Origin of the sequence: Streptomyces massasporeus, assembly GCF_014648995.1 — a bacterium.
In the GTDB taxonomy this organism is placed as follows: domain Bacteria; phylum Actinomycetota; class Actinomycetes; order Streptomycetales; family Streptomycetaceae; genus Streptomyces; species Streptomyces massasporeus.
Genome location: NZ_BMSE01000023.1, coordinates 66,604 through 88,526, shown reverse-complemented (window position 1 = coordinate 88,526; position 21,923 = coordinate 66,604). Strand labels below are relative to the sequence as shown.

The 21,923-nt window shown below is 72.9% G+C and carries 22 protein-coding genes, 1 pseudogene and 1 riboswitch; of the genes and pseudogenes, 8 read left to right on the top strand and 15 right to left on the bottom strand.

Annotated features, from left to right (window positions below):
- Positions 1 to 36: 36 nt before the first annotated feature.
- The 6 genes from IE153_RS35295 to IE153_RS35270 form a co-directional block, all read right to left on the bottom strand.
- Positions 37 to 663, bottom strand: coding sequence for a YigZ family protein (locus tag IE153_RS35295; protein WP_031111701.1), 627 nt, complete (start codon positions 661 to 663; stop codon positions 37 to 39).
- A gap of 27 nt (positions 664 to 690) precedes the next feature.
- Positions 691 to 1,233, bottom strand: a complete 543-nt coding sequence (locus tag IE153_RS35290; protein WP_189593779.1) for a SixA phosphatase family protein — start codon at positions 1,231 to 1,233, stop codon at positions 691 to 693.
- The gene (locus tag IE153_RS35285) at positions 1,230 to 1,946 is read right to left on the bottom strand and encodes a hypothetical protein (RefSeq protein ID WP_189593778.1); all 717 of its coding nucleotides are present in this window, start codon (positions 1,944 to 1,946) and stop codon (positions 1,230 to 1,232) included. The genes IE153_RS35290 and IE153_RS35285 overlap by 4 nt, the downstream gene beginning before the upstream one ends.
- Before the next feature lie 102 nt (positions 1,947 to 2,048).
- Positions 2,049 to 2,921: an ABC transporter ATP-binding protein gene (locus IE153_RS35280; protein ID WP_229829325.1), complete on the bottom strand. Its 873-nt coding sequence runs from the start codon at positions 2,919 to 2,921 to the stop codon at positions 2,049 to 2,051.
- Entirely contained in the window at positions 2,918 to 3,970 is a 1,053-nt protein-coding gene (locus tag IE153_RS35275; protein WP_435811868.1) for a FecCD family ABC transporter permease, read from the bottom strand. The genes IE153_RS35280 and IE153_RS35275 overlap by 4 nt, the downstream gene beginning before the upstream one ends.
- The gene (locus tag IE153_RS35270) at positions 3,967 to 4,983 is read right to left on the bottom strand and encodes an ABC transporter substrate-binding protein (protein ID WP_189593777.1); all 1,017 of its coding nucleotides are present in this window, start codon (positions 4,981 to 4,983) and stop codon (positions 3,967 to 3,969) included. Before IE153_RS35270 ends, IE153_RS35275 begins: the two co-directional genes overlap by 4 nt.
- An 83-nt stretch (positions 4,984 to 5,066) precedes the next feature.
- A riboswitch (cobalamin riboswitch) is annotated at positions 5,067 to 5,227 on the bottom strand.
- A 97-nt stretch (positions 5,228 to 5,324) separates the two neighbouring features.
- On the opposite strand from IE153_RS35270, the gene IE153_RS35265 reads away from it, so the two are divergent.
- From IE153_RS35265 to IE153_RS35255, 3 genes and pseudogenes are all read left to right on the top strand, one after another.
- Positions 5,325 to 5,753, top strand: a complete 429-nt coding sequence (locus IE153_RS35265; protein WP_189593776.1) for a CoA-binding protein — start codon at positions 5,325 to 5,327, stop codon at positions 5,751 to 5,753.
- 88 nt (positions 5,754 to 5,841) lie between these two features.
- Positions 5,842 to 6,450, top strand: a pseudogene (locus IE153_RS35260) (APC family permease); the annotation flags it as partial.
- 22 nt (positions 6,451 to 6,472) lie between these two features.
- Complete coding sequence (locus IE153_RS35255; protein ID WP_189593775.1) at positions 6,473 to 7,696, top strand: 4-hydroxybenzoate 3-monooxygenase; 1,224 nt, start codon at positions 6,473 to 6,475, stop codon at positions 7,694 to 7,696.
- Between the two features lie 11 nt (positions 7,697 to 7,707).
- Here IE153_RS35255 and IE153_RS35250 read toward each other — a convergent pair whose 3' ends face one another.
- Entirely contained in the window at positions 7,708 to 8,067 is a 360-nt protein-coding gene (locus IE153_RS35250; RefSeq protein ID WP_189593774.1) for an ArsR/SmtB family transcription factor, read from the bottom strand.
- Between the two features lie 63 nt (positions 8,068 to 8,130).
- Here IE153_RS35250 and IE153_RS35245 point away from each other — a divergent pair, with 63 nt between their 5' ends.
- Positions 8,131 to 9,285, top strand: coding sequence for a cation diffusion facilitator family transporter (locus IE153_RS35245; protein WP_189593773.1), 1,155 nt, complete (start codon positions 8,131 to 8,133; stop codon positions 9,283 to 9,285).
- 60 nt (positions 9,286 to 9,345) lie between these two features.
- Here IE153_RS35245 and IE153_RS35240 read toward each other — a convergent pair whose 3' ends face one another.
- Complete coding sequence (locus IE153_RS35240; protein ID WP_031107058.1) at positions 9,346 to 9,903, bottom strand: YbaK/EbsC family protein; 558 nt, start codon at positions 9,901 to 9,903, stop codon at positions 9,346 to 9,348.
- Positions 9,904 to 9,946: 43 nt separating this feature from the next.
- Positions 9,947 to 10,519: an XRE family transcriptional regulator gene (locus IE153_RS35235; protein WP_189593772.1), complete on the bottom strand. Its 573-nt coding sequence runs from the start codon at positions 10,517 to 10,519 to the stop codon at positions 9,947 to 9,949.
- Positions 10,520 to 10,616: 97 nt separating this feature from the next.
- Here IE153_RS35235 and IE153_RS35230 point away from each other — a divergent pair, with 97 nt between their 5' ends.
- On the top strand, positions 10,617 to 11,474 hold the full coding sequence (locus IE153_RS35230) for a DMT family transporter (protein ID WP_097215384.1): 858 nt from the start codon (positions 10,617 to 10,619) through the stop codon (positions 11,472 to 11,474).
- A gap of 238 nt (positions 11,475 to 11,712) precedes the next feature.
- Here IE153_RS35230 and IE153_RS35225 read toward each other — a convergent pair whose 3' ends face one another.
- The gene (locus IE153_RS35225; protein ID WP_189593771.1) at positions 11,713 to 12,510 is read right to left on the bottom strand and encodes an acyltransferase; all 798 of its coding nucleotides are present in this window, start codon (positions 12,508 to 12,510) and stop codon (positions 11,713 to 11,715) included.
- A 112-nt stretch (positions 12,511 to 12,622) separates the two neighbouring features.
- Between IE153_RS35225 and IE153_RS35220 the strand changes: the two genes are divergently transcribed.
- Positions 12,623 to 13,150 (top strand): gamma carbonic anhydrase family protein, encoded by a 528-nt coding sequence (locus tag IE153_RS35220; RefSeq protein ID WP_189593825.1) that lies wholly within the window; start codon positions 12,623 to 12,625, stop codon positions 13,148 to 13,150.
- Between the two features lie 78 nt (positions 13,151 to 13,228).
- Here IE153_RS35220 and IE153_RS35215 read toward each other — a convergent pair whose 3' ends face one another.
- From IE153_RS35215 to IE153_RS35205, 3 genes are all read right to left on the bottom strand, one after another.
- On the bottom strand, positions 13,229 to 13,867 hold the full coding sequence (locus IE153_RS35215) for a DedA family protein (RefSeq protein WP_031107054.1): 639 nt from the start codon (positions 13,865 to 13,867) through the stop codon (positions 13,229 to 13,231).
- A gap of 82 nt (positions 13,868 to 13,949) precedes the next feature.
- Complete coding sequence (locus tag IE153_RS35210) at positions 13,950 to 16,334, bottom strand: phosphoketolase family protein (protein ID WP_189593770.1); 2,385 nt, start codon at positions 16,332 to 16,334, stop codon at positions 13,950 to 13,952.
- 182 nt (positions 16,335 to 16,516) lie between these two features.
- Positions 16,517 to 18,382 (bottom strand): RICIN domain-containing protein, encoded by a 1,866-nt coding sequence (locus tag IE153_RS35205; protein ID WP_189593769.1) that lies wholly within the window; start codon positions 18,380 to 18,382, stop codon positions 16,517 to 16,519.
- Positions 18,383 to 18,733: 351 nt separating this feature from the next.
- Here IE153_RS35205 and galU point away from each other — a divergent pair, with 351 nt between their 5' ends.
- Positions 18,734 to 19,681, top strand: a complete 948-nt coding sequence (galU, locus tag IE153_RS35200; protein WP_189593768.1) for a UTP--glucose-1-phosphate uridylyltransferase GalU — start codon at positions 18,734 to 18,736, stop codon at positions 19,679 to 19,681.
- Positions 19,682 to 19,881: 200 nt separating this feature from the next.
- On the opposite strand, the gene IE153_RS35195 is transcribed toward galU, so the two are convergent.
- On the bottom strand, positions 19,882 to 20,319 hold the full coding sequence (locus IE153_RS35195; RefSeq protein ID WP_189593824.1) for a DUF4442 domain-containing protein: 438 nt from the start codon (positions 20,317 to 20,319) through the stop codon (positions 19,882 to 19,884).
- A 174-nt stretch (positions 20,320 to 20,493) separates the two neighbouring features.
- Between IE153_RS35195 and IE153_RS35190 the strand changes: the two genes are divergently transcribed.
- A complete protein-coding gene (locus IE153_RS35190) occupies positions 20,494 to 21,504 on the top strand; it encodes a DUF8017 domain-containing protein (RefSeq protein ID WP_189593767.1) in 1,011 nt (336 codons plus the stop codon).
- A gap of 69 nt (positions 21,505 to 21,573) precedes the next feature.
- Here IE153_RS35190 and IE153_RS35185 read toward each other — a convergent pair whose 3' ends face one another.
- Positions 21,574 to 21,906 (bottom strand): hypothetical protein, encoded by a 333-nt coding sequence (locus IE153_RS35185; protein WP_031107976.1) that lies wholly within the window; start codon positions 21,904 to 21,906, stop codon positions 21,574 to 21,576.
- Positions 21,907 to 21,923: the final 17 nt, after the last annotated feature.

Below are 21,923 nucleotides of genomic sequence, written 5' to 3'. Positions count from 1 at the left end.
CCGTGCCGCACCGCCGTGTGCGAGGCGGAGCCGCCGTCACGCGTCCCCGTACGCCTCCCCGCCCGCCTCGAAGCCGGCCGTGCCGGCGGTGGCGTCGGCGAGCCAGGAACGGAAGGCGGGCACGTCGGCGTCCGGGAGGGCGATCTCGAGGGTGACGGCCTCCCCGTAGCGCACGTCCCGGACGTCGCGCCCGCCGGTGCGCAGGTCGTTCTCGAGCTTGCCGGCCCGCTGGTGGTCGACGGTGACCGTGGCCAGCCGGTACCTGCGGCGGGTGCGGGTGCCGAGGGTGTCCAGGGCCTCGCCGACCGCTCCGCCGTACGCCCGGATGAGCCCGCCGGCGCCGAGTTTGACCCCGCCGAAGTAGCGGGTGACGACGGCGACGACGTACCGCATGTCGCGGCGCAGCAGCATCTGGAGCATGGGGACGCCGGCGGTGCCGCCGGGTTCGCCGTCGTCGCTCGCCTTCTGGACGGAGGCGTCGGCGCCGATGACGTAGGCCCAGCAGTTGTGGGAGGCGTCGGCGTGCTCCTTGCGGACCGCGGCGATGAAGTCCTGGGCCTCCTGCTCGGTGGCCGCCGGGGCGAGGGCGCACAGGAAGCGTGAGCGGTTGACCTCGGTCTCGTGCACGCCGGCGCCGGCGACCGTGCGGTATTCGTCGGGCATCCGGCCAGCCTATGCGCGGGCCCGGGGCTACCTCTTGGCGCCCCGGGGCACGGTCACGGACGTGAGCAGCGCGGTGCCGGGGGCGAGGTCCCGCCAGGCCGTGCCGCGCCAGGACAGGACGGCGATCGCCGACGTGGGGAACTTCGTGCGGACCTGCTCCAGGGTGTCGTCGAGGCCGTCACCGGCGAGGGCCAGGACCAGTTCCTCCAGGCCCGGGTTGTGCCCGATCAGCAGCAGCGTCTCCACCGCGGCGGGCACCTCGTGCACCACGGCCAGCAGGCCGGAGGGTCCGGCGGCGTACAGCCGCCGGTCGTGCCGGACCGGCGGAGGCGTTCCCCACTCGGCGGCGGCGAGGTCCCAGGTCCGCCGGGCGCGGACGGCGGTGGAGCACAGCGCCAGGTCCGGCAGGAGGTCGGCGTCGGCCAGGGCCCGCCCGGCCGCGGGGGCGTCCCGGCGGCCGCGCGGGGCGAGGGGGCGTTCGTGGTCGACGACGTCCAGGGGCCAGGCGGACTTGGCGTGCCGCAGCACGATCAGGCGGCGCAGCGGGCCCGCCCCGGAGCGTTCGATCATGACGGGGATCCCAGGTCGCGGGTGAGGTCGAGGCCGAGGAGCCGGTCGGCGTAGGCGTAGGTCTCGAAGCGGGCACCGTCCGCCAGTTCCGGCTCGGTCTCGACCTGACGCAGGACGTCCAGCACCCGCGGCACGTCCAGGTCGTCGTCCCAGGCGTCACGCAGCCGGTCCCGTACGTCGTCGGGGACCGGCCGCGAGGGCTGCCGCGCCCAGCGGGCGACCGCGCCGCGCCAGCGGGCGAGGGTGGCGCGGGCGTCGTCGAACCCGGCCGCCTCCAGCCTGACGGGGGTGCCGTGGTGCCGGCTGATCAGGGCGAGGCGCAGGACGGCGGGGTCGGAGGGGTGCGGCGGGCCCGGCTCCGCGGGCGCGACGGCGATCCGCACCCCGTCGGGTGTCGCCCCGTCCTCGGTGGTCACGTGGACGACCTGGGACTCGCCCAGACCGGCACCGACGTCGGGACTGTCCTCGAAGGGGCGGATGCCGAGCGTCGCGGCGTCCGCGCGCAGCTCCGCCTGCCGGCGACCGCCGGTCAGCAGCGCCCACACCGGGGTGCCGCCGAGCTCCAGGGTCCGTACCAGCAGGTCCCCGACGAGCAGCACTCGCAGGTTCGTCGTGTCGGAGCCGGGTGCGTGCACCTCGACACGGGTCAGGCCCCGGCGGGCCGGGGCGGCGTCGACCGGCTCACGGGTTCGGGCGTCGATGATGCGCAGCACGAGGTGAGCGTAGGCGGGTGGGCGGGCACACGCAGGCAGGTTCGGCGTTTTCCGGCCGCCGTGGCGTGATCGCCACGCCCATGGCGTGCCCGGCCGCTCCTGTCAGGCCAGCGTGCCCAGGAACCGCACATGGGGCCGCCCCTTGGGCCCTTCGCGGCTGACGGCGGCCCGCACCCCGTACACGTCGGCGACGAGCTCCGCCGTGAGGACGTCGCCCGGAGTGCCCACGGCCACGACCCGCCCCGCGGACAGCACGACGACCCGATCGCAGTACATCGCCGCGAGGTTGAGGTCGTGCAGGGCGACGACGGTGGTGACCGGCAGACCCGTGATCAGGGTGAGGAGGTCGAGCTGGTGGTGGATGTCGAGGTGGTTGGTGGGCTCGTCGAGGAGGAGTTCGCGGGGCTCCTGGGCGAGCGCGCGGGCGATCTGCACCCGCTGGCGTTCACCGCCCGAGAGGGTGTGCCAGAGCTGCCGGGCCCGGCCGTCGAGGCCGGTGCGCTCCAGGGCGGCACGCACCGCCCGTTCGTCGTCCGCGGAGGCGGGTGTCCAGGCGCGGCGGTGCGGGACGCGGCCCAGCCGTACGACGTCCTCGACCGTCAACGCGACCTGGGTGTCGGACTGTTGCTCGACCACGGCGAGGCGGCGGGCGACCGTTCGGCGGGGCAGGTCGCCCAGCGGTGTGCCGTCGAGGGTGACCATTCCGGAGGTCGGCGTGAGCAGCCCGGCCAGCAACCGCAGCAGCGTGGACTTGCCGGAGCCGTTGGGTCCGAGGACGCCGACCGTGGAGCCGGTCTCCGGCGCGAGGGCGACGCCGTCCAGGATGAGGCGCCCGTCGGCGCGGCGGCTGACCCGCTCGGCCCGCAGCCCCGCCCCCACCCGTGCCTCCGCCCCGCTCACCGCGCCCTCCGCCACCGATGCCCCCGCGCCGCTCACCGCGCCCTCCGCCTCCGCCGATGTCTCCGCCCCGCTCATCGCGCCCTCCTCGTCCGGTACAGCACCGCCACGAACGCGGGCACCCCGATCAGCGACGTCACGACCCCCACCGGGACCTCCTGCGGATCGAGGACGGTCCGGGCCAGGGTGTCCACCCACACGAGGAACACCGCACCCGCGAGGGCGGTGACCGGCAGCAGCCGCGCGTGCCCGGGGCCCGTCAGGGCCCGGGCGGCGTGCGGCAGGACCAGTCCGACGAAGCCGATCGCCCCGGCCGAGCTGACCAGCGCGGCCGTGAGCAGGGCCGTGACGCACAGCAGCACCAGGCGGGTCCGGGCGAGGGACACCCCGAGCGCGGCCGCCGCGTCCTGCCCGAAGGCGAAGGCGTCGAGGGTACGGGCGTAGGACAGGCAGACCACCAGGGCCACGACCAGCACGGCCAGGCACAGCCACACGTCGGTCCAGCCGGCGCCGCCGAGCGAGCCGAGGAGCCAGAACAGCACGCCTCGGGTCGTCTCGGCGTCGGCGGAGGTCATCACGACGAAGGAGGTGAGGGCGGAGAAGAGCTGCATGGCGGCGACGCCCGCGAGGACGACCCGGTCGGTGGTGCCGCCGAGGGTGTGGCTGAGCAGCAGCACCAGCGCGAACGACAGCAGGGCGCCGAGGAACGCGCCCGCGGACACCGGCAGGGCGCCGCCACCCACGCCCAGCACGACCACGAGGACCGCTCCGGTGGAGGCGCCCGAGGACACCCCGAGCACGAAGGGGTCGGCCAGCGGGTTGCGCAGCAGCGACTGCATCACCGCACCGCACACGGCGAGTCCCGCCCCGCACACGGCCGCGAGCAGGGTGCGCGGCAGCCGCAGCTGCCAGACGATCCCGTCCCGGATCGGCGTCAGCTCCGAACGGCCGAGGCCGAGATGGGCGGCCACGACGGACCACACGTCGCCGACGCGGATGTCGGCGGGACCGATGGTGATGGCCACGGCGAGGGAGGCGACGAGCGCGACGGTCCCGGCCGCGCCCAGCACGAGTCCTGCCCGGCGCCGGGGCCTGGTCCCGGCAACCGGCAGCCCCTGGGCGGTCACTTCACCAGCCCGAACCGGCGCAGCCCGGCGGCCACCTGCTCCACACCCTCGACGGTGCGGATGGTCGGGTTCATGGCCTGCCCGCTGAGCAGCACGTACCGCTTGTGCCGGACGGCGTCCATGTTCCTGGTGACGGGGTTGGACTCCAGGAAGGCGATCTTCCTCGCGGCGGACTCGGCGGTCTGGGACTTGCGGGTCAGGTCGCCGATGACGAGGACGTCGGGGTCACGGTCGGCGACCGTCTCCCAGTTGACCTGCGGCCACTCCTGGTGCGTGTCGTCGAAGACGTTCTTCGCGCCGAGGGCCCGGGTGATGATGCCGGGCGCCCCGCAACAGCCCGCCAGGTAGGGCGACTCGGAGTTCGCGAACCAGTAGAGGAGGGTGACGTCGGAGGCGTCGATGCCGGCCGTGGCCTTCTGCATGCGCTGCCGGAGTGAGGCCACGAGGGCGTCGCCGCGCTTCTTCACCCCGAACACGGTCGCGAGGTCCCGGACTTCGCCGTAGACGGTGTCGACACCCAGGGCCTTGTCGCGGGCACCGTCGCCGCCGCCCGAGTTGTCCTTGCCGACGCAGTCGGACGGGGAGACGTAGGTGGGGACGCCGAGCTTCTCGAACTGCTCGCGGGTGGCGACGCCGCCCTTGCCGAGGGTGGAGACGAAGGACGCGGCGACGAAGTCGGGTTCGGTGTCCAGGACGCGTTCGAAGGAGGGGTTGTTGTCGGCGAGGCGCGGCACCTTCGCGTCGGCCTTCTCCAGCCCCTTCATCACGGGGTCGGTCCAGGTGGCCGTGCCCGCGAGGCGGTCGGCCAGGCCCAGGGAGAGCAGGATCTCGGTGGTGCCCTGGTTGAGGGACACCGCGTGCTGCGGCGGGGCGGCGACGCGGACCTCGTGCCCGCAGTTGGTGAGGGTGACGGCGGCCTTGGCGTCGGGGGACGCTGCGCCGCCGCAGCCGGTCAGGAGCAGGGAGCCGGCCGCGAGCAGGGCGGCGGCGCGGGCGGGTGGGGCGAGGGGCACGGGAACCAGTCCTCAGGCGTCGAGGGCCCATTCGCGGAGCCCGGTCGTACGGTGCTCCCCCGCCGCACGCGGCCGCGGGGGCCGCCAGCAGGTCTTCGGACTCGGGTTCACCCGGATCGGGGCGCCTTCCCGGACGTCCGCGAGGGAGTCCAGTGGCCGAGGCCCCGCCCGTCCCCCTCACCGCTGCGCGTCAGTTCCGGATTCGCACCGGATTCCCTGACCCACGTACATGGGTTCGACTGGCCTCGGCAAGCTATCACGGAGGCCGCCCGGGGAATCACCGCGCACCCGGCGCCGTTGCAGGAGGAACAGTTCGTCCCCGACTTCCGAGGAGGCCGCCGGTGTACGGCGACGAGGCAACGGTCCGCAGGATCCTCACCGAGCTCGGCGACACCTGGGCCGTGGTGGGCCTGTCGTCGAACCAGCGGCGCGCGGCGTACGGCGTCGCCGCCGTGCTCCAGCGCTTCGGCAAGCGCGTCGTGCCGGTGCACCCGAAGGCGGAGACGGTGCACGGGGAGCAGGGGTACGCGAGCCTGGCGGACATCCCCTTCGACGTGGACGTCGTCGACGTGTTCGTGAACAGCGATCTCGCCGGGGCCGTCGCGGACGAGGCGGTCGCCACGGGCGCGAAGGGCGTCTGGTTCCAGCTCGACGTCGTCGACGAGGCGGCGTACGACCGGACCCGCGCGGCGGGCCTGGAGATGGTGATGGACCGCTGCCCGGCGATCGAGATCCCACGGCTGTCTCATCACGGCGTACAGAAACCCTGAAGCGTTCGCCAGGAAACACCCGCGCCCGGTCAAGGCTGCACAACTCGACTTCCTCGGTCGGACGACCGATTCCTCACCCGAGGCCTCCTTCGTCCGCACCGACGCGCGCGGCGTTCCGTGGTTCGGGCTGATCGTGTCCTTCGTGACCGGCGTGGTCTGCTTCCTGCCGTTCCCGAGTTGGCAGCAACTGGTCAGCTTCATCACCTCGGCGAGCGTGCTGATGTACGCGGGTGCCCCGCTGGCCTACGGCGTCTTCGCGGACCGGCTGCCGCACTGGGAGCGCCCCTACCGCCTGCCCGGCGGGAAGGTTCTCTCGCCGCTGTCGTTCGTGGTGGCTGACCTCATCATCTACTGGTCCACCTGGGACACCCTGTGGCGGCTGGGCGTGGCCATCGTCCTCGGTTACGTCCTGCTCGGCGGCTACGCCTGGTACGCCACGCGCAAGGGCCTGCCCGACGCGCCCCGGCTCGGCTGGAAGGCCGCCCAGTGGCTGCCGGTCTATCTGCTGGGCATGGGCGTCATCTCCTGGCAAGGCGGCTTCGGTGGCCAGGGGCATCTCGCCCTGTGGTGGGACATGCTGGTCATCGCGGTGTTCTCGCTGGCGATCTACTACTGGGCCCGGGCCTCGGCCTCCGTGTCCGGGGAGATCGAGCGGAGCATCGAGGAGGTGGCCGTCGCGGAGGTGCCCGTCCACTGACAACGGCCTCCATAATGTGCGCATGACCCACCCCCTTCCGCCCGCCGACTCCGGCGCCCCGCAACGCTTTCCGGTCGTCGTCGTGGGCGCCGGTCCCGCGGGCCTGACCGTCGGCACCATCCTGCGGGCCGCGTCCGTGGACTGCCTGGTGCTGGAGACCGAGACCCGGGAGTTCATCGAACAGCGGCCCCGGGCCGGGGTCATCGAGGAATGGGCCGTGCGGGGCCTGGAGAAGCGGGGCCTCGCCCGGAACCTGCTGGACCGCGCGGAGCTGCACACCGCGTGCGAGTTCCGCTTCGACGGGGAGCGGTACCGGTTCCCGTACGGCGAACTGACGGGCAGTCACCACTTCGTCTACCCGCAGCCGTTGCTGGTGACGGACCTGGTGCGCGAGTACGCCGACGCCCGGGGCGGCGCGATCCGCTTCGGCGTCCGGGACGTCCGGCTCCACGACGTCGACAGCGACCGGCCGTCGGTGTCGTACACCTGCCCCGAGACGGGCGAACGCCAGGTCGTGCACTGCGACTTCGTCGCGGGCTGCGACGGGGCGCGCGGCGTGAGCCGGGCCTCGCTCCCGCCCGAGCGGGTCCGGATCGCGCGGCACGACTACGGCATCGGCTGGCTGGCCCTGCTCGCCGAGGCGCCCCCGTCCACCGACTGTGTGCTGTTCGGCTGCCACGAGAGCGGCTTCGCCGGCCAGATGCCCCGCGGCCCGGAGGTGACCCGCTACTACCTCCAGTGCCCGCCGGGCGACGACGTGGAGAACTGGCCGCACGAGCGCGTCTGGTCGGAGCTGCGGGAACGGCTCGGGGCGGCCGGTGTGCCGCCACTGACCGAGGGCCGGCTGATCGAGAAGCGCGTGCTGGACATGCACGACTACGTGGTCGAACCGATGGCGCACGGCCGGCTCTTCCTCGCCGGCGACGCGGCCCATCTGGTCGCCCCGATCGCGGCCAAGGGCATGAACCTCGCCCTGCACGACGCCTTCCTGCTCGGCGACGCCCTGGTCGCGCGGCTCACCACCGGCGACGGCAGCGGCCTCGACGGCTACGCGCAGGCGTGCCTGCGGCGCGTGTGGGACTACCAGGAGTTCTCGCAGTGGCTGTCCGAGGTGTACCACGGCACGGCGGCGGGCGACCCGTTCCGCGCGGGCACCGCGCTCGCCCGGCTGCGCCGTCTGTTCACCTCGCCCACGGCGGCCGCCGCCTTCGCCGAGCAGTACCTCGGGACGGCGGCGCGCTACTGAGCGAGCCGTGCTCAGTCGTGCGGGGGCCGGTCGCTGAGCCGGTGGTCGGCCACGTTCAGCGCCTCGTCGACGAGCCTGCGCAGATGACCGTCGCGCAGTGAGTAGATCACCCGGCGGCCCTCCTTGCGCGTGTCCACCAGACCCGCGAGGCGCAGTCGCGCCAGGTGCTGGCTGACGGCCGGCCGGGCCGCCCCGCACGCCTCCGTCAGCGTCGTGACGTCGGCCTCTCCACCGGCCAGCGCATGCAGAAGGGCGAGCCGGGTCCGGTCCCCCAGCAGGGCCAGCAGTTCGGCGGCGAGCGCGAACTGCTCCTCGCCGGGACTGCGCGGATGCGCATCATGCGCAGATGACAGGTGCATGCGTGCGCTCATACGCACATAATGGCCCCACGCACCGGGTACGTCCACTCTCGCGCGCACCGGAAGGGGATCCACGTGAGCGACCGGCACGAGCACGCCCACCCTCATGAGCACACCCGCGGGCACGATCACGGGAACTCGACGGGGCACGGCCACCGGCAGGACCACGGCCACTCGCCCGGCCACGAGCACCGGCCCGGCCGGGGGCACGGCCACGGGAACCCGCCTGGCCACGGCCACCGGCACGGTCTGCGCCACCGGGTGGCCCACCTCCTCGCCCCGCACTCCCACGAGACGGCCGACAAGGTCGACTCCGCCCTGGAGTCCTCGGCCCGCGGGATGCGGGCCCTCTGGGTCTCGCTCGCCGTCCTCGGCGTGACGGCGCTGGCCCAGGCGGTCGTGGTGGTGCTCTCCGGGTCGGTGGCGCTGCTCGGCGACACGGTGCACAACACCGCGGACGCGCTGACCGCCGTCCCGCTCGGGATCGCCTTCGTGCTGGGCCGGCGCGCGGCCACGCGCCGCTTCACCTACGGCTACGGCCGGGCCGAGGACCTGGCCGGTCTCGTGATCGTGCTGACGATCGCCGCGTCCGCGGTCTTCGCGGGCTGGACGGCCGTGGACCGGCTGCTGGATCCGCGCCCGGTCCAGCACGTCCCGGCGGTCGCCGTGGCCGCCCTCGTCGGCTTCGCCGGCAACGAGTGGGTGGCGCGCTACCGCATCCGTGTCGGCCGCTCGATCGGCTCGGCCGCGCTGGTCGCCGACGGGCTGCACGCCCGCACCGACGGCTTCACCTCGCTGGCCGTGCTGCTGGGCGCCGGAGGCTCGGCCCTGGGATGGCACCTGGCCGACCCCGTCGTCGGACTGGCGATCACCGCGGCGATCGCGCTGGTGCTGCGGGACGCGGCCAGGGAGGTGTTCCGCCGGGTGATGGACGCCGTCGACCCGGCCTTGGTGGACCGCGCCGAGCGGGCCCTGACCGAGGTGCCCGGGGTGCGCGGGGTGGGTGAGCTGCGGCTGCGCTGGATCGGCCACCGGCTGCGCGCCGAGGTGGCGGTCGTGGTGGACGGCGGTGCGACGGTGCGCGAGGCCCACCGCATCGCCGTGGACGCCGAGCACGCGCTCCTGCACGCGGTACCGCGGCTGACCGCGGCCCTGGTGCACGCCGACCCCGAGCCGGCCCCGGGCGAGAGCGACCCCCATCTGCCGCTGGCCCACCACATCGCGGCGTAGACCGGGAGACCTTGAAGCCGCCACCGGACCCACCGCCGGCCGGCTCATCGCGGCGTCGGGTCAGGAAACCCCGAGCCCCTCCAGCACCACGGCGTGCGGCAGTTCGGCGAAGGCCTTGCCCGGGACCAGCAGCTTGCCGCGGCGCCGCCCGCTGCCGACGAGCACGTACGGCAGGTCGACGACGGCCGCGTCCACCAGGAGGGGCCAGCCGTCCGGCAATCCGAGCGGGGTGATGCCGCCGTACTCCATGCCGGTCTCGCCGGTCGCCGTGTCCATTGAGGCGAAGGAGGCCTTACGGGCACCGAGCCGGCGGCGCACGACCCCGTTCACGTCGACCCGGGTGGTGGACAGCACGACGCATGCGGCGAGCGTGGACTCGCCGCCCCGCTTGCCCGAGACCACCACGCAGTTCGCCGACCGTTCCAGCAGATCCTGCCCGTAGTGCTCCACGAAGGTGGCGGTGTCGGCCCACTCCGGGTCGGTGTCGACGTAGACGATCTGCTCGGCGGGGACGCTGCCCTGCCAGTGGCGTACGGCGTCGGCGACCGGGCCGGTGAGTTCGTCGAGGCAGGCGGGGGCCGGCCGGGCGTCGTCGAAGTGTCCGATGGGTGCGCGCATGGCCGCACGCTAACAACAGCGGCCCGGCGGCGGTCCGGGCGTCTCAGGTCACGGGCGGCACCGAGACGGCCATGACCATCTCCATGGGCGCGTCACCGGTGTTGCCGTAGGTGTGCGGGACGTTGGCCTCGAAGTGGACGCTGGCGCCGGCGGGCACGCGGTGCTCGACGCCGTCGACGGTGAGGGTGAGTTCGCCCGCCGTGACGTGGAGCAGTTCGGTCGTGCCGGCGGGGTGCGGGTCCGACGGGCTGCTCTCGCCGGGCATGAGCCGCCAGTCCCACATCTCCAGCGGGCCGGGCGCCTCGGTGCCCGCGAGGAGCCGGTTGTAGCTGCCGGCGTCGGTGTGCCAGAGCCGTACGGCCTGGTCGGCCGGGATGACGCGCACGTTCGGGCCCTGCTCGTAGTCGAGCAGGGTCGTGATACTGACGCCGAGCGCGTCGCCGATCTTGACGACGGTGCCGAGGCTGGGGTTGGTGCGGGCCTGCTCGATCTGGATGAGCATGCCGCGGCTGACGCCCGCCCGGGCGGCGAGCACGTCCAGGGTGAAGCCGCGCACCGCGCGCCAGTGCTTGACGCTCCGCGCCAGGGACTGGGTCAGCAGGTCGAGGTCCGACACGTTCCGTCCAATATTCTGTATGACACAGTGCAACGCACTGCACTATGGTGTGGTTCACCTGATCGTTCACTGAACTGTACTGCGAGGTATCCGTCCCATGACAGCGCTCTTCGCCCTGGCCACCAGCCTGCTGTGGGGACTGGCCGACTTCGGCGGCGGTCTGCTGACCCGGCGCACGCCCGCGCTCACGGTGGTCGTGGTCTCGCAGTCGATCGCGGTCGTGGTGCTCGGCGCGGTCGTGGTGGCGACCGGCGGCTGGAGCGAGGCGGGGCCGCAACTGTGGTTCGCCGTGGCGGCCGGGCTGGTCGGTCCGGTGGCGATGCTCGCCTTCTACAAGGCGCTCGCGCTGGGCCCCATGGGCGTGGTCTCTCCGCTGGGGTCGATCGGCGTGGCGGTGCCGGTCGGGGTGGGCCTGATGCTGGGCGAGCGCCCCGGCCTGCTGCAGTTCACCGGCATCCTGGTGGCCGTCGCGGGTGTGTGCCTCGCGGGCGGTCCCCAGTTCCGCGGCGCTCCCGTCCAGCGGCAGGCCATCGTTCTGACCCTGCTCGCGGCGTTCGGCTTCGGCGCGGTGATGGCCCTGATCGCCGAGGCGTCGACGACACTGACCGGCCTGTTCCTCGCCCTGTTCGTGCAGCGGGTGACGAACGTCGCCGCGGGCGGGCTCGCGCTGTTCGTGTCGGTGCGGCGCGGGGCGCCCGCCCTGCCGGCGGACGGCTTCCCCTGGCGCACCCTGCCCGCCCTCGCCTTCGTCGGCCTCGCGGACGTCGCCGCCAACGGCACGTACTCGATCGCGGCACAGCACGGCCCGGTGACGGTCGCGGCCGTGCTGGCCTCCCTGTACCCGGTGGTGACGGCCGCGGCGGCACGGGGCTTCCTGCGCGAACGGCTGCGGGCGGTGCAGGCCGCGGGCGCGGGCCTGGCCCTGGTGGGGACGGTCCTGCTGGCCTCGGGCTGAACCCGGCCGCGACTCCGGGGGTGTCGTGACACCGGGTTGAACCGGCTGCGGCTCCGAGGTCTCATGGCGTCGGGCGAGCGCCGCTTCGGCTCCGCCGTCTCGTGGCATCGGGCGAACCCGGCTGGGCTCCGAGGTCTCGTGGCATCGAGCCACCCCGGCCGCGACTCCGAGGTCACGTGGCATCGGGCGAACCCGGCTGCGACTCCGAGGTCTCGTCGCAGCGGGCGAACCCGGTGGTTCAGGCCCCCGGCTCCAGCTCCGCGAGTCCCGTCGCCGCCTCCTCGTCCAGCTCCGCCAGCCGGGCCGCCGTCTCCTCGTCCAGGCCCGACAGGGCACGGAGCTGCTCGGGGGTGACGCCCTCCGGTATCGGCACCGGCGCCGGGGTGCGCAGCGGCGGCTGCCAGCCGTCGGCGGCGGTCCAGCGCCGTACGACGCGGGCGGGCGCCCCCGCGACCACGGCGTGGTCGGGCACCGTGCCCCGTACGACCGCACCCGCGGCCACCACCACGTTCCGCCCGATCCGGGCGCCCGGCAGGATCACCGCTCCCGTGCCGATCCAGCAGCCGGGCCCGATCTCCACGGGCTCCATCCGCGGCCACTGCTTGCCGATCGGCTCGTGCGGATCGTCGTAGGAGTGGTTCGTGGACGTGACGTAGACGTACGGGCCGAAGTAGCAGTCGCTGCCGATCGTGACCGTCGTGTCGGCGATGACGTGGCTGCCGCGGCCCAGGACGACGCCGTCGCCGAGGCGCAGGATCGGGTCCGGGCCGAGGTCGAGGTCGGGCATCAGGCCGGCGGTGAGGGTGACCTGCTCGCCGATGATGCAGTGGGAGCCGAGATGGATCCACGGCTCGCCGAAGACCGTGCCGAGCGGGAAGGCGAGTCTGGTACCTGTTCCCATCGCACCGAAGCGGTACCGGCCGGGGTGCTCGGCCGTGACGGAGGCCGTCCGCTGCAACCACGCCCAGCCCGCGTGGACGGCGCGCTGCGTGAGGCTCCGCCGCCAGGATGAGAACGTGTTCTTGCGCTTCGGCACGAGCTCACGGTACTCAGCGGTAGCTCCGCCCGCGGCGTCGGTGGCCTGTGATCTTCGCCCCACCGGGTGGCGTACGGTGTGCGCGTTGTCTACGACGTTTCGGGAGGCGGACATGGCGCAGCGGGCGATGATCACCGGGATCGGCGGCAGAGAGCCGGAGATCGACGCGACGGCGTTCGTGGCGCCGACGGCGTCGGTGATCGGGGGCGTGACGCTGGGGGCGGGGGCGAGCGTCTGGTACGGAGCCGTGGTGCGCGGCGACGTCGAGACGATCTCCGTTGGGGCGAGCAGCAACGTCCAGGACAACTGCACGCTCCACGCCGATCCGGGATTCCCGGTGAACGTCGGGGAGCGGGTGAGCATCGGGCACAACGCGGTGGTGCACGGGGCGACGGTCGAGGACGACTGTCTGATCGGGATGGGCGCGACGGTGCTGAACGGGGCGGTGATCGGGGCCGGGTCGCTCGTCGCCGCGCAGGCGCTGGTGCCGCAGGGGATGGTCGTGCCGCCCGGGTCACTGGTGGCGGGGGTTCCCGCGAAGGTTCGGCGGGAGCTGTCGGAGGAGGAGCGGCAGGGCGTCACCCTCAACGGCACGATGTACGCCGAGTTGGCGAAGGCGCATCGGGACGTGCACGCGTAGGTGGTTCGACGGGCGTGGGTCGTGGGTGGTTGCTCGCGTCCACGCGGCGGAGCCGCATATCGACACAGCCCCGCGCCCCTAAGGAACCTGTGCTTCTGCCGCTTCCAGGTTCTGGCCCGCCTTCTTCGCCTTGCGCTTGATCACCAGCATGGACGTGAGGCCCACCAGGACCGCCGCCACCAGACCCAGCCACGAGAAGCGCTTCAGCCAGGACTCCGCGACGATGCCGACGTAGTAGATGACCGCGGTCGTGCCGCCCGCCCAGACGATGCCGCCGAGGACGTTGGCGATGAGGAACTTCCAGTACGGCATGCGCAGCACGCCGGCGAGGGGGCCCGCGAAGATCCGGAGCAGGGCGACGAACCGGCCGAAGAAGACGGCCCACATGCCCCACTTCTCGAAGGAACGCTCGGCGGTGGCGATGTGGCCCTCGCTGAAGTGCTTGGGGAACTTGTTGCCCAGCCAGGCCAGCAGGGGCCGTCCGCCCTTGCGGCCGATGGCGTAGCCGATCGAGTCGCCGATGATGGCGCCGGCGGTGGCGCTGGCGCCGAGGACGACGGGGTCGATCTCGCCGTGCTGGGACGCCAGCAGGGCGGAGGAGACGAGGATGATCTCGCCCGGCAGCGGGATGCCCAGGCTCTCCAGGCCGATGACCAGCCCCACCAGTGCGTATACGGCGACGGCGGGTACGGTTTCGAGCCACTCCTGGACGTGCAACGCCGGTTCCTTTCCCTGGGCTTCCTGCGAGCTTCCCTGCGTGCACGGGAAGCCTACCGGCTCCTAGGACGTCCCCTGCGGCTCAGGCGTTCCAGCTCCACTCGGCGACTTCCGGCAGGTCGGTTCCGTGCTCGCGGATCCAGGCGTGGTGGCGGGTGCGGGCGTCGGCCATCCGCTGGCGTACGGCCGTGGCGCGGACCGCGAGGCCGGGGACGCGGTCGATGACGTCCATGACCAGGCGGTAGCGGTCGAGGTCGTTGCGGACGACCATGTCGAACGGCGTGGTCGTGGTGCCGGCCTCCTTGTAGCCGCGCACGTGCAGGTTCTGGTGGCCGGTGCGGCGGTAGGCCAGGCGGTGGATCAGCCAGGGGTAGCCGTGGTAGGCGAAGATCACCGGCTTGTCGGTGGTGAACAGGCCGTCGTACTCGAAGTCGCTCATGCCGTGCGGGTGCTCCCCCTGGGGCAGCAGCCGGGCGAGGTCGACGACGTTCACGACCCGGACGGACAGCTCGGGCAGGTGGCGGCGCAGCAGGTGTGCGGCGGCCAGGGTCTCCTGGGTGGGGACGTCACCGGCGCAGGCCAGCACGACGTCGGGATCGGCGCCGTCCTCGGTGCCCGCCCATTCCCAGATGCCGGCACCGCGGGCGCAGTGGACCCGGGCCTCGTCCATCGACAGCCAGTCGAAGCAGGGCTGCTTGCCGGCGACGATCACGTTGACGTAGTCGCGGCTGCGCAGGGCGTGGTCCGCCACGGACAGCAGGGTGTTGGCGTCCGGCGGGAGGTAGACCCGGACGACCTCGGGGCTCTTGTTGAGGACGTGGTCGACGAAGCCGGGGTCCTGGTGGGAGAAGCCGTTGTGGTCCTGCCGCCACACATGCGAGGTCAGCAGGTAGTTGAGGGAGGCGATGGGGGCCCGCCAGGGCAGCCTGCGCGAGGTGCGCAGCCACTTGATGTGCTGGTTGACCATGGAGTCGACGATGTGCACGAACGCCTCGTAGCAGGAGAACAGCCCGTGCCGGCCGGTGAGGAGGTAGCCCTCCAGCCAGCCCTGGCAGAGGTGTTCGGAGAGGATCTCCATCACCCGGCCGTGCCGGTCGAGGTGCTCGTCCACGGGCAGGGTCCCGGCCTGCCAGGCCTTGCCGCTGGCGGCGTAGACGGCCTGGAGCCGGTTGGAGGCGGTCTCGTCCGGGCCGACGAGGCGGAAGTCGCGGCGGTCGGCGGTGTCGCGCATGACCCGGGCGAGGAGGTCGCCGAGGACCCGGGTCGGCTCGTGCATGGTCGTGCCGGGTTTGTCGACGGGTACGGCGAAGTCGTCCAGGGACGGGACCGGCAGGTCGCGGACGAGCAGTCCGCCGTTGGCGTACGGGGTGGCGCCGAGGCGCCTGGTGCCGTCGGGGACGCAGGCGAGGACGTCCGCGACCGGGCGGCCCTCGGCGTCGAACAACTCCTCGGGGCGGTACGAGCGCAGCCAGGACTCCAGCTGCCGCAGGTGGTCGGGGTTGTCGCGGACGCCGGACAGCGGCACCTGGTGGGCGCGCCAGGTGCCCTCGACCGGTTCGCCGTCGACCTCGGCCGGGCCGGTCCAGCCCTTGGGGGTGTGCAGCACGATCACCGGCCAGTGCGGGCGCTCGGTCACGCCGTCCTCGCGGGCGGCGCGCTGTGCGGCGGCGATGCGGTCGAGCGCGGTGTCCATGGCCTCGGCCATGGCGCGGTGGACGGTGGCCGGATCGTCGCCGGCGACGTGGATCGGCTCGTGGCCGTAGCCGCGCAGCAGCGCGTCGAGCTCCTCCTCGGGGAGGCGGGACAGCACGGTCGGGTTGGCGATCTTGTAGCCGTTGAGGTGCAGGATCGGCAGGACGGCGCCGTCGTGGACGGGGTCGAGGAACTTGTTGGCGTGCCAGGACCCGGCGAGCGGGCCGGTCTCCGCCTCGCCGTCGCCGATCACGCAGGTCACCAGCAGGTCCGGGTTGTCGAGGGCGGCGCCGTAGGCGTGGGCGAGGGAGTAGCCGAGTTCGCCGCCCTCGTGGATCGAGCCGGGCACCTCCGGGGCGACGTGGCTGGGCACGCCGCCGGGGAAGGAGAACTGCCGCATGAGCAGCTCCATGCCCTGCGCGTCCCGGGAGGCGTCCGGGTACTTCTCGCTGTAACTGCCCTCCAGCCAGGAGTTGGCGAGGACCGACGGCCCGCCGTGGCCCGGGCCCCAGATGCACAGGGCGTCCAGCTCGCGTGCCTTGATCACCCGGTTGAGGTGGGTGTGGACGAGGTTCAGCCCGGGTGAGGTGCCCCAGTGGCCCAGCAGCCGCGGCTTGATGTGCTCGGGCCGCAACGGCTCGGTGAGCAGGGGGTTCGCCAGCAGGTAGATCTGACCGGCCGCCAGGTAGTTGGCGGCCCGCCAGTGGGCGTCCAGCGTGCGCAGTTCCTCGTCGGTCGGCGCGGTCCTGCTGTCCTGGCGCGGGGCCTCGGGCATGAGTGACTCCCTGGGTTCTGCGGGCGGACTCAGGAGGAGTACCAGTTTGTTCCGGTTCGATGCCAGGCGCCTCTCGGCCATGCCTCGCCGCCCGTCTCGCCCGGCCGCCCCACCCTCGCGTCCGCTCCCGGCGCAGATCCCGTGCCCACGGGGCCGCCCACCCGGGCGACCCCGTGCCCGTTCTACGGCAGGGCTACGGAGTGCACTGCCGTAACGGCGTCCGCCGGCAGTGCGACGGAGTGCACCTTCGTCACGGCGTCGGCCACGGTCGCGGTCGCCGGACCGAGGACGTCGGGGCCGGGCCCCGCGGCCGCTTCGTCGGCGCCGGGCTCGGCGTCCTCGCAGCAGCCGACCTGCGCGAACCTCGTCTCGTAGCGCTCCTGCGGCAGATCCCGGGGTGCGGTGTCCGGCGGCCCGGGCGGGGTGTCGTCGTGCGGTCGCCGGGTGCGCTGCCCACGGCTCTCCCGCGGAGTGTCCTCGGCCCGCTTCTCCCGGGACTCCCCCGAACCTCCGGGCGCGGCGGCCGGTTCCAGTGCCCAGCGTTGCGCCTCGGACCCGTCCCGGCCGGTGACGATCACGTCCCGGCCCTTGCCGGGGGTCAGGGCCCGTCCCTTGCCGCCGCGGGGCAGGAGTTCGCCGCGCACGGTCAGGTCGTAGCGGACGACCCCGGCGTGTACGAGGCAGCCGGCCAGGACGACCGAGCCCTTGGCCGTGTCGGAGCCGAGGCACAGGGTGGGGTCGGCGGCGCTGCGCAGAACGCCGTCGTCCTGGTACGACCACTGCTGGGACCCGCTCGTGGAGCAGGCGGACAGCACGATGCGGGCGTCCGCCCGGGTCCGCCCGCCCGGGACGTCCAGGCACAGGTTGTCGTCGAGGTTGCGCAGCCGTCCCCGGGCCACTTCTGCGGAGCTGCCGACGGAGGCAGCCGACGGGGAGACGGCGGACGAGGACTGCGTGGAGTCCGGCTCGACGGACGAGGGGCCCGCGCGGTCCGGGTCGACGGAGTGGCCGCTGACCGCGCCCCAGGTGGCCTGCGGGTCGCCGGTGCCGCCCTCCTCCGTCCAGCCCCGGGCGGCGAGGAGGGTTGCGAGCAGCACGAGGGAGGTCACCCCGATCGCGGCGGCCAGCGCCTTGGTGTGCCGCCTCGGCGACCCGGGCCGGCCGGTCGCCGGCAGGTCACGAGGCCGCATGCGGTGGCGTCCGCCCGCGGGCAGGGCGCGCCGGCCCTCGTCGCGGCCCGGTCGTGATTCCAGGTAGCGGCGGGCGCCCCAGCCGAGCACCGTCTCGACGAGCAGGTCTTCGAGACCGCCCTCGAAATGACTGAGTTGTTCGGCGGCGTGACGGCAGTAGCGGCAGGCCATGAGATGCCGCTGCACATCCGGCAGCAACGCCCCGCCGCGACGCATGGGAACGTCCAACAGGCGGTTGTAGTAGCGGCATTCCTGCGTCGGTGCGAGTTCCCGGTGCGCGCGTACGCACCCGGTCCGGAATTGCTCGCGCGCCTGCTCCAGGGCGGCCGACGCGATGGCTGCGTCCACCCCGAGCAGACCGGCCGGTACGGATATGGTCTCGGCCTCGACCTCCGTGTGCCAGAGCAGGCATTGGGAAGCCCCCGGAAGGCCCCGGAAAGCGCGCTCCGCGAGGCGCCGCCTTTCGGGTGTCCCCGGCCGGGCGGCGCGCAGACCCCGGGCGCCGACGGTTTTGCGGAGTTCCGGCAGCACGGTGGAAATGCCGTCGTCGGCGGCCCACTCCCCGACCGTCTCCCGGACGGCGGTGAGCAGCCGCGGACGCAGGGCGCCGCCGCCCGGCCGGGCCAGTTCCCTGCGGAAGGCGGCGGCCGCCGCCATGGCCGCGGAGTCCTCCGAGGCCGCGAGGCAGATCACGGCGTACTCATAGACCGCGCGCCAGTGCCGTGCCAGCAACAGCGCGACGGCGCGCGGCCCTTCGGCGGGTTCGCCGACCCGGGCGAGGAGATTGCGATCGGACTCCGCCGGCCCCGCTCCGGGTCGTGGCGGGTACGGCGGGCGTGGGGGGTTGGGGGATTGCACGGAACCATTTCCTTCCAGCCGCAGAACGGCATGCGAATTGCGCGTCCGTCGGAAAGCAGGTGGGTGATTGGTGCATACCTATGCCGCGTCAGCTGCGGACTCGGCTGTGAGGCGGCTCACTTTCGCACATGCGACTGACAGGTAACAAGGAGTTCGGATGACCCAGGTTCAAAACGAGGGGAATTCAGATATGTTACCGGCGGTATCCGTACCGGCTTTCGAAAACATGGCCGCCGAGGGCGGCAAGTTGTGTGCACACAAAGGCGATTGGTCCACGAAATCTCCAACTCCACAGCGCGTTCCCATGCGGCTCTCGGCCCGCTCTCAGCTCCGCGCGCCAGCATGAGCCGCATGATCGCCCCCCACCCTTCCACCCCGGCCGCCCCCGCCCGCAGCGTCCGCAAGGCGGTAGTCCCGGCCGCCGGTCTAGGCACCCGCTTCCTGCCCGCCACGAAGGCGACGCCCAAGGAGATGCTGCCGGTCGTCGACAAGCCCGCCATCCAGTACGTCGTCGAGGAGGCGGCAGCGGCGGGGCTCGACGACGTCCTGATGGTCACCGGCCGGCACAAGCGGGCCATCGAGGACCACTTCGACCACGCCTTCGAACTGGAACAGGCCCTCGCGGCCAAGGGCGACACCGTACGACTGGACGCGGTGCGCGACCCGGCGCAGCTGGCGAGCATCCACCACATCCGCCAGGGCGACCCGCTCGGCCTCGGGCACGCCGTGCTGTGCGCCCGCCGCCATGTCGGCGACCAGCCCTTCGCGGTCCTTCTGGGCGACGACCTGATCGACCCGCGCGAGAGCTTGCTGAGCCGGATGCTCGACGTCCGCGACCGCCGGCTGGGCAGCGTGGTCGCCCTGATGGAGGTCCCGCCGGAGCAGGTCCACCTCTACGGCTGCGCCGCCGTCGAACCGACCGGCGAGGAGGACGTCGTCCGCGTCACGGGCCTGGTCGAGAAGCCGGCCCGGGAGCACGCGCCGAGCCGCTACGCCGTCATCGGCCGCTACGTCCTCGACCCTGCCGTCTTCCCCGTACTGGAGCGCATCCCGCCGGGCCGGGGCGGCGAGATCCAGCTGACGGACGCCCTGCAGGAGCTGGCCGCGGGCGGCACGGTGCACGGGGTCGTCTTCAAGGGCCTGCGCTACGACACCGGCGACAAGGCCGACTACCTGCGCACCGTGGTCAGGCTGGCGTGCGAACGGCCCGACCTGGGGCCGGAGTTCGTCGCATGGCTCAGGGAGTTCCTCGAGGAGCTGGACGGAGCGCGCCCCGGGCACCGGGACGTGGCGGCCTGACATGCGAAAGCCCCGGCACTCGGCCGGGGTTACGCACACGCGGCCCTCTGATCAGCCGTCGGGCCGCAGAGTGCGGGCGGCCACCTCTCCAGCCGTCAGGCCGCAGAGTACGGGCGGCCACCTCTCCAGCCGTCAGGCCGCAGGGCACGGGCGGCCAGCTCTTCAGCTATCGGGCCGGCGGATCCCACGCGACCGCCTGATCAGCCGTTCGGCCGCAGGGTCCACACCACCGTCATCTCGCCGGTCACGGCACCGTCGGCCCGCTGGATGGCGATGGTCACCGGGAACTCGGGGCGCTCACCGGCGTCCAGCTGCGCGACGACCTCGCCGGCCGGGCGGCCCAGGGTGGCCGTGGCGGTGACGGCGCCCATCGCCAGCTTCTTGTAGGAGATCTCGGCGCTGACGGCGAGCGGTACGGCGCGCGAGAGCTGGTCCCCGAACGCGGCCAGCACGATCGCCCCGCTGGCGGACTCGCCGAGCGTGAACATCGCACCGGCGTGCGGGCCGCCCACGTGGTTGTGGTACTCGCCCTGGTCGGGCAGCGACACCACGGCCCGCTCCGGCGAGGTCTCGAGGAACTCGAGGTTCAGGGTGCGGGCCATGGGCACCGTGGCGGCGAGCATCTCGCCGATGGACATCTGGTCTGCGCTCATGGCCGCATGTTACTCACGAGTAGAGACGGCTGGCCAGGCAGGTGTGACGACCGCCGCATCGGTCCTCACGACATCCACACCACCTTGTCCCCGGGTTGCTACGTCTCCGTCCACGGGCAGTGACCGAAACGTGTCGGAGCGCGGCTAGGGTGGCTGCCCATGTGGCCAGGACAGCAGCCGCCCGGGGGCGAGCAGAACCCGCAAGCGAACAACCCGTACCAGCAGCCGGGGTACCAGCAGCCGAATCCGTACCAGCAGCCGGGGTACCAGCAGCAGCCCAACCCGTATGGGCAGCAGCCGCAGTGGGGCACCCCCGCGCCGGCCGGCGCACCGCAGTCCCCGCAGGGCGGTGGCGGCGGCCGGACGAAGCTGGTCGCGATCATCGCCGCCACGGCGGTGGTCGTGGCTGCCGGTGTCACCGGCTTCCTGGTGCTGGGCGGCGACAAGGACGACACGGCGGACGGCGGCAAGGACGGCAAGGGCGGCACGGCGTCGTCGAGCCCGTCGGCCGAGGAGCCCAGCGCCCCCGCCACGGGCGACAACCCCCGCGGCGGCGAGGACGCCAAGCCCACGGTCAAGGGCTGGAAGGTCGTCATCAACCCCAAGTGGGGCACGGCCTTCGACGTTCCGGCCGACTGGGAGGTGGCGTCCCCGACGTCGTCCGTGTTCTTCGAGGACGAGAAGTCCGACGACGGCAAGCCGCTGATCACCATGTCGGCGCCGGCGTTCTACAAGTCCAAGTGGTGCACGAGCGACGACAACAAGGACGGCAGGACCGAGACCGAGTCCCTGGCCGGGGCGGGCACCAAGGGCGCCGACGGAGCCAAGGACACGAACGAGGTCGCGGTCAACCAGGTGGCCTGGTGGGTGTACGGCGGCTACACCCAGCCGGACAAGAAGAGCGTCAAGACCGACGACAAGGCCAAGCCGTACACCACCGCCTCGGGCGTGAAGGGCAGCGTCGCCTGGGCGCACTCGGAGAACACGCCCGACACGGGCAAGTGCGCGAGCGACGGCAAGGCGATCACGTTCGGCTTCAAGAACTCCGCCGGCGACTTCGTCGCCTGGAGCTTCTTCGGCGCCAAGGGCGTCAAGGGCGAGGTGCCCGAGAAGACCGTCATGAAGATCCTCAGCACGGTCCGGCTGCACGGCGAGCCGACCGGCGGCTGATCCGGAAAGCGGAACGGGCCCGCCCCTGTCGAGGGGCGGGCCCGGCTCACCGGAGCGTCGTGACGGGCGTCAGCCCTTCAGGTACCCGCGGTAGACCCAGCGGCCCGAGATGGAGTCCTCGTCGACGCGGCAGCTGCCGATGCAGACCCAGGGGTTGCCCGAGGAGTTGGTGCAGTCCCAGTAGGCGTGCACCTTGTTGTCCTTGTAGACGTAGCCGACCACCCTGGCGTTCGCCGAGAAGCTGGCGTGGACCGCGGTCTTCTCCTTGACCACCACGTAGTCGTGGGACGTCGGCTGGCACTTGAAAGCACCGGCCGCCGAGGCGGAGCCCGCGCCCATGACGGGCAGCGCGGCACCGATGAGTGCCGCCGTCGCCAGCAGCGTGGCAGAACGCTTGTGCATGTGTTTCCTTCCCCGAT

Coding starts and splice junctions, on each gene's coding strand:
- IE153_RS35295 (WP_031111701.1), bottom strand. CDS start 663: ATGCCCGACGAATACCGCACGGTCGCCGGCGCCGGCGTGCACGAGACC.
- IE153_RS35290 (WP_189593779.1), bottom strand. CDS start 1,233: ATGATCGAACGCTCCGGGGCGGGCCCGCTGCGCCGCCTGATCGTGCTG.
- IE153_RS35280 (WP_229829325.1), bottom strand. CDS start 2,921: ATGAGCGGGGCGGAGACATCGGCGGAGGCGGAGGGCGCGGTGAGCGGC.
- IE153_RS35255 (WP_189593775.1), top strand. CDS start 6,473: ATGACCCACCCCCTTCCGCCCGCCGACTCCGGCGCCCCGCAACGCTTT.
- IE153_RS35250 (WP_189593774.1), bottom strand. CDS start 8,067: ATGAGCGCACGCATGCACCTGTCATCTGCGCATGATGCGCATCCGCGC.
- IE153_RS35240 (WP_031107058.1), bottom strand. CDS start 9,903: ATGCGCGCACCCATCGGACACTTCGACGACGCCCGGCCGGCCCCCGCC.
- IE153_RS35230 (WP_097215384.1), top strand. CDS start 10,617: ATGACAGCGCTCTTCGCCCTGGCCACCAGCCTGCTGTGGGGACTGGCC.
- IE153_RS35220 (WP_189593825.1), top strand. CDS start 12,623: ATGGCGCAGCGGGCGATGATCACCGGGATCGGCGGCAGAGAGCCGGAG.
- IE153_RS35210 (WP_189593770.1), bottom strand. CDS start 16,334: ATGCCCGAGGCCCCGCGCCAGGACAGCAGGACCGCGCCGACCGACGAG.
- galU (WP_189593768.1), top strand. CDS start 18,734: ATGATCGCCCCCCACCCTTCCACCCCGGCCGCCCCCGCCCGCAGCGTC.
- IE153_RS35195 (WP_189593824.1), bottom strand. CDS start 20,319: ATGTCCATCGGCGAGATGCTCGCCGCCACGGTGCCCATGGCCCGCACC.
- IE153_RS35190 (WP_189593767.1), top strand. CDS start 20,494: ATGTGGCCAGGACAGCAGCCGCCCGGGGGCGAGCAGAACCCGCAAGCG.
- IE153_RS35185 (WP_031107976.1), bottom strand. CDS start 21,906: ATGCACAAGCGTTCTGCCACGCTGCTGGCGACGGCGGCACTCATCGGT.